The sequence below is a fragment of the Nonomuraea sp. NPDC001684 genome (assembly GCF_053596515.1).
Genome location: NZ_JBSFGJ010000009.1, coordinates 41,350 through 48,323, shown reverse-complemented (window position 1 = coordinate 48,323; position 6,974 = coordinate 41,350). Strand labels below are relative to the sequence as shown.

Here is a 6,974-nt window from a genome sequence, read left to right as displayed (position 1 = left end):
TGGCCGGGGAGTACGCGCAGGCGGCCGACCTGAGCGAGCGGGCGCTGGCCCTGTACGAACAGCTCGGCAACCGGCTCGGGCAAGCCAACGCCCTCTGGGGCCTGGGGCGGGTCCGGCTCCTGGCCGGGGAGTACGCGCAGGCGGCCGACCTGAGCGAGCGGGCGCTGGCCCTGTACGAACAGCTCGGCAACCGGCTCGGGCAAGCCAACGCCCTCCAGGTCCTGGGGCAGGTCCGGCTCCTGGCCGGGGAGTACGCGCAGGCGGCCAACCTGGCCGAGCGGGCGCTGGCCCTGTACGAACAGCTCGGCAACCGACTCGGGCAAGCCAACGCAGTACAGCTGTTGGGCTGCGTGCACACGCGAACCGGAGAGCATCTGACGGCCGCCGATCTACTGGCGCGGGCGCTGAGCTTGTTCCGGCAGGTAGGCGACCGGCTAGGGGAGGCCGAAACGCTCAACTACACCGGCGACCTGCTGGCGGTCTCTGCTGGGCCGGAGCAGGCAGCCAGGGTGTACCGGCAGGCGCTGGACCTGGCCCAGCAGGTCAACAGCCCGTTGGATGAGGCGCACGCGTTGGAAGGCATCGCCCGCTGCGCGGCCGCAAACGGAAACCGGGACGCCGCAGTGGCCGGGCTGCGCCAGGCGGTGGCGCTCTACCAGCGGCTCGGCGTGCCCGAGGCCACCACGGCCGCCGAGTACCTGGCCGCCCTGGAATCCGGTGGCGACATGCCACCTGCCTTGTGAGCCCAGAACAGCCGCATGACGAGCGTGAGTCAGCCGATCAGTGGGTGGATGCTCAATTAGCTTGGCCGCGCACTGACCTGACCCGCTCGAACAACCCGGCCTGCTGACGGCGGCGCTTGTCACGCGGCGCAACGGCCTGCACGAGGTTGCGAACAACGAGCCCGGGTCGAACTGCCCATCAGGCCTGAGACGCCTTCCGCTCACATCTGGTGAAACTGCAGCCCCTCCACGCTTACCAGTGCAGGCACCCGACCGGGCATGGGCGCCTCTCATGCCCGGCCATCGGCGGGGCCCATCACGGGACAGTCCTGCCTTCGCCGCAGAGGAGCAGCCGCCGAGCGCGGCGGCACGCCAATCAGGCGGCGTCCCGTCGGCGCGAGGCCGCCGCGCACCGGCCGCACCGGACCAAGCCGTGCGGGGCACAAGAGCGACCCCTCCACCCCGGGAAACGATTACATTAATCTCGGTCGGGTGGGTGGCCATGGCCCGTCTTCTTGGCATGAGGACGGCAGCGGCAAGCGCTGGTCGTAGATGGACACCGAGGGCAGCGGTCGGGGATTGGGCGACAGCTGCGCCATGCGCCGCTCGCCAGGAAGGATACCTTCGCGTGATCGTCGCGTTCAAGCTCAACCGGAGTGGCCGGCTGGGTGGTGGTGTCCGCTTCTTCGGCCTGGGGGCCTCCAGCACGACGGTATCTGCAGTCAGCGCCCCGGTCGCTAGGACTGGGGCCAGACCAGCTACAACGTGCTCGTCGGCCAGGCGGCGCGACAGCAGCAGCGCCTCGATCAGTACACGGGTGCGTCATGGTAGCCACCGGCCTTGCAGGCGGCCCGTCTGAGATGAGCTGGCCCGGCCAGCACCTTGCGGTCGTTGCCCTCTTGCGCAGAGTTTGTCATATAAAAGTGTCTTTACTTTTATATGGAACTTATGCGAAGATCGCTCCGTTTTGCATCCTTCTGTTCGAAAGGTCGGAGTGAGCACATCACGACTAGCGTTCGGTTTAAGCCGCCGGACGCGCCGCCGGGCTGCCCTGATCAGTGCACCCGCGCTTTTCCTCTCCCTGCTTGGCGTGCCAGCCATGGCCGAGGAGTTCACCGCACCTACCACGCCCCCCACACCGACTCCCGCAGTGACAGACCCCATGGACGCTGCGCTCCTCCAAGCCCAAAAGGTCAATAACCGGGTCGAGATCGAATCACTGCGTTCGGAAAGCGCCACCTACTATGCCAATCCCGACGGTGCGACCGTCACTGCCGAGTTGTCCAGCACGGTGGTCCGGGTCAAGAAAGGGGGTGTCTGGCAACCGTTTGACCCCACCTTGGTCGAGGAAGGCGGCGTCCTGCGCCCGAAGGCTGTCAAGGGTGATCTGACGTTGTCGCTCGGCGGCGACACAGCGGCAGTGACCTATACCGCAGACACCGGTAAGGGAACCATCTCCGCCCCATCCCCCCTGCCTAAACCGGTGTTCAAAGGCAACATCGCCACCTACCCTCAGGCATACGGGCCCGGCATCGACCTAGTCATCACAGTCACGCCGAGCGGGTTCCGGCATGAAATCGTGCTTCGGCAGCGGCCTGCGAAGGGGCTGAAGCTGCGCATCCCCCTCAAGCTTCCCAAGGGGTTCGCCCTGGGCGAGGGCAGCGATAAGACCCTCGGCGTTCTGGACAGCAAGGGCAGAGAGATCGCCGACATGGCCGCCACTCCCATGCTGGACGCGACCGAGGTGCAAGCACCCGCCACCGGGCGGATGAGTACGGCCAAAGCCAGCGTGGACCGCGATGGCGCGCTGGTGCTCGCCCCCGACACCGCCTTTCTGGCTGATCCCTCCGTCACCTACCCAGTCACACTTGCGGCTCCACTGGAGGACTGGACGGGGACCGGCATCGCCGGGGACACCTTTGTCAGCCACAGCTATCCCAGCAGCCTCAACAACAAGGGGCTCAACCGCATCATCGTCGGCCGATCCAATAGCGGCACCGTGACCTGGAACGGCTACATCCGCTTCAACATCAAAGGAACGCCCCTGGAAGGGGGCACCGTCGACAACGCAGACCTGAGGCTCTACAACTACGACACCAATGACTGCAGCGACACCGCCACGGCTGGTATCACCGCCCGCCGCGTCACGAGTTCCTGGGACATCAACACGATGACCTGGTCCAACCAGCCCTCGGTGACTGTGAGCGGGCAGATCGGCAATAAGGGCGCCTACGGTGTCGACTGCCCTGAAGGCGAGGGCGAGCTCTACTACTCAATCGAGCAGATCACCCAGGCATGGATGGACGGCGCCGCCGACTACGGCGTTCAATTGTCCTCCTCAAGTGAGAGCGTCCCCACCAACTGGCGCTGGTACCGCTCGGATGAGTACGGAGGTTACGACACCTGGCCCTTTACTCCTCGCGGCCCCGTCCTCATCGTCAAATACCAACCGCTGAAGCTGTACACAGGCATGAAGACCCTTACACAAACCCGGGATCCTTCTGCTGCGGAATTTGCTGCGCTTCCTGACGCCTCGGGGAACGCGACTCCGTCGATTCCGAGCACGCCGACGACCGAGGAGGGCGAAGAAGCAGACCAGCAGTCTCCGTGGACCGTTCCGGTCGACCTTGCGGACATCTCCCCCCCGGCTGATGCGACTGCGGAAGAGATCGAGGCTGTTAAAAACAATAGAGGGTTGATGCCGGGGTTGCCCGACGGCTGGACTCCCCCCACCAAGTCGGACAACACGCCACCTGTCATCACAACGACCAGTCCAGCCAGCAACGCTAAAGACGTGCCATCTGACATCTCCGTCGCCATCTCTTTCAGTGAACCCGTGTCCGGCGCACAGGTAACACTCAAGGACTCCACAGGCCTGGAGATACCCGGCTCAACGGCGACGGCGAACAACAGCACATGGACATTCAAGCCAGGCAATGCGCTTTCCCGCGGACTTACCTACACCGTCGATGTGTCCAGCGCCGCCGACGCCGCCGGCAATATCATGGCGCCGTATTCCTGGTCGTTCGCAACTGAAGGTGACACGACGCCACCTTCAGTCGTGGAAACCACGCCGGCTGTCGATGCCACCGATGTGCCACTCGCGAGTACGATCATCGCCACGTTCAGCGAACCCACCTCCGATGTGCTGATCACACTCAAGGACTCGGGAGGTACTTCAGTACCGGGTGACGTCACCGTCGATGTTTCCGGCAAGATTTGGACCTTCGCGCCAGCTACGCGACTCATGCCCCAGACGGTCTACAACGTCGAGACACGCAACGGTAAAGACAGCTTGGGCAACGTTATGACCCCACATGTGTGGTCGTTCGTCACCAAGCAGTTGGACACCACGGTGCCGAGTGTCATCGACACCACGCCCGCTAAGGACGCGGTCGAGGCGGAACTCGGAGGTCCCATCAGGGCGACTTTTAGTGAACCAACTGTGGACGGGCAAGTGACCGTCAGGGACGCCGCTGGCACCATGCTTGAGGGCACGGTGGAACGCGAATCTGCGACGGTGATCAGCTTCCTGCCTACCTCCCCTCTTGAAGGCGAGAGCACGTACACGTCCGAGGTGAGCAACGCCCAGGACGAGGCCGGTAACGTCATGTCGCCATTCAGATGGTCCTTCACTACGAAGACCACCCCACCCGATCCCAACGGCCCGGTGGCACTCTACGAGTACGCGAAGCCAGCCAAGGATGACGAGGGATTGGTCACCTCTTCCCTTACACCGACATTCGGCGCGCGGGTGTATGCCCCCGACGGCTCATTAACGATGGCGCTGACAGTGCAGGTGGAGCATGACCCGCAGGCTTCCGACCAAGGCAACGGCCTGATCTGGTCCGGCACCAGCCCCATCGTCGCAAGCCAGGAGTACGCCTACGTCGACGTGCCTGGCGGCAAGCTCAACGATGGCTGGAAGCTACGCTGGCGAGTCCGCGCAACCTCCAACGGCGTCAACGGTGCCTGGAACGAATGGCACCAGCTTGTTGTAGATGCAGACAAGCCGGAAGTGCTCTACGAGCGGGTGAGCCCGACCAGTGACGAAGAGAATATGGTGACCTCGTCGCTCACGCCGACGTTCGGCGCGATGATGTACCACTCCGACGGTCAGCCATCGATCGCGATGACGGTGGAGGTGGAGCATGACCCGCAGGCTTCCGACCAAGGCAGCGGCCTGATCTGGTCCGGCACCAGCCCCATCGTCGCAAGCCAGGAGTACGCCTACATCGACGTGCCTGGCGGCAAGCTCAACGACGGCTGGAAGCTACGCTGGCGAGCCCGCGCAACCTCCAACGGCGTCAACGGCATGTGGACCGACTGGCATCAGCTCACCGTCGACGCTGCCAAGCCTGAAGTGCTCTATGAGTACGCCAGCCCGACCAGTGACGAAGATCGTGTAGTGGCCTCGTCGCTCACGCCGACGTTCGGCGCGATGATGTACCACCCCTACGGTCAGCCATCGATCGCGATGACGGTGGAGGTGGAGCACGACCCGCAGGCTTCCGACCAAGGCAACGGCCTGATCTGGTCCGGCACCAGCCCCATCGTCGCAAATCAGGAGTACGCCTACATCGACGTGCCTGACGGCAAGCTCAACGACGGCTGGAAGCTACGCTGGCGAGCCCGCGCAACCTCCAACGGCGTCAACGGCATGTGGACCGACTGGCATCAGCTCACCGTCGACGCTGCCAAGCCTGAAGTGCTCTATGAGTACGCCAGCCCGACCAGTGACGAAGATCGTGTAGTGGCCTCGTCGCTCACGCCGACGTTCGGCGCGATGATGTACCACCCCTACGGTCAGCCATCGATCGCGATGACGGTGGAGGTGGAGCACGACCCGCAGGCTTCCGACCAAGGCAACGGCCTGATCTGGTCCGGCACCAGCCCCATCGTCGCAAATCAGGAGTACGCCTACATCGACGTGCCTGACGGCAAGCTCAACGACGGCTGGAAGCTACGCTGGCGAGCCCGCGCAACCTCCAACGGCGTCAACGGTATGTGGACCGACTGGCACCCGCTGGAGGTGTCCCTACTTGTCGCTCGAACATCCACGAGCGTTACCACGAGCGCGGCTGCTGGTGCTGCATGGACTCCGGAACGCATCAGCGTGGATGAGTGCCAAGACGACAACAAGCCATGGCTGTGGATAGACCGAAGGAATGTCAGAAAGAACCGGCCAGGCGGCTGGCTGAAAAACCGCTTCTCATGGTGCTTCTGGGGATACACCTTCTCATACACTTATACCATCGATAAGAATACTGGCCAGAAGGTGTATAACGAGAAGAAGGGATACAGAGTCACTGTTATTGCTGAGACTTTGAATACCTCGCGCGACTTCGTCGTCAAGGTAGGACTGGACGATTTTCACACGCTTATGGCCCCTCGCGTAGGGCCGGAACGGATTACTCGCGACGACCTCTATGCCGTGGCGGTGACATCCTCCGGCAACGGCACTAGCTGTCAGCCGAACTCGCCCACCCCAGGCCTTGAAAAGTACTCGTCCGCCATGCACTGGTGGGAAGACGCCGGAGGGAATCAACACACCTTCCATCTCACTTCCCCCACCAGCTTCGCATCTGACAAGCAGGCCATACACAACTGTCGCGTGAGCATAAATGTTCAATGGGAGTTTTCGGCAGACAGATGGAACGATGATCTCGGGCCAGAAGTGCGCTGCGACACCTCTCCGGCGATCAGTCAATTCGGCGCTAAAAAGGGAGGGTGCGTTTTTCGGGGCATCACATCCTCGCTGATGGTAGGCAAGGGCGACGGCTGGGACGATGTCTATGAGCATCTCAAGCTAGCAAAGGATGATCCGGATTCCACGGTTCCCACTTGGCAGAACACCGACAAGGACATCCCGGGATTCTCTGAACGGACTGCTCTTAAGCGGGGCGGCTACCTGGGTATCGAGGACTACAACAGGGATGCAGCGGTCGCCGAATGCGAACGGAAATGGGGGAAAAAATATGGGGACCGATTTGACCTAGCCGCGCCTTGGGGTACCAGGCCGGGGCCAGGTGGGAGCTGTGACGAATACCCTTTCAACGATACCTACCAAGGGGTCCGCTACACCCGGGACAAGGGGTCAAAGGATTATTCAGTAGCCGTACTCAACCTGAGACAAAACACCAACTTCGGAAGCGCCCAGAGCGTCTGGTATAGCAAAGATCGCGTGATCGACGGAGACAGATTCTTCATCAGATTCAAGTAAACAGTGATGCTCTGGCGCTTTCCGTCTGC

Annotated in this window: 2 protein-coding genes; both read left to right on the top strand. The window is 62.7% G+C overall.

Annotated elements, in window-relative coordinates:
- The coding region (locus tag ACWCSD_RS03675; protein ID WP_449912856.1) for a tetratricopeptide repeat protein at positions 1-743 on the top strand (743 nt) is incomplete at its 5' end.
- A gap of 1,078 nt (positions 744-1,821) precedes the next feature.
- Positions 1,822-6,945: an Ig-like domain-containing protein gene (locus ACWCSD_RS03670; RefSeq protein ID WP_449912853.1), complete on the top strand. Its 5,124-nt coding sequence runs from the start codon at positions 1,822-1,824 to the stop codon at positions 6,943-6,945.
- The last annotated feature ends 29 nt before the right edge of the window (positions 6,946-6,974 follow it).

What these genes read in the sequence shown, in the direction of transcription:
- ACWCSD_RS03670 (WP_449912853.1), top strand. Translation starts at nt 1,822, where the DNA reads ATGGCCGAGGAGTTCACCGCACCTACCACGCCCCCCACACCGACTCCC.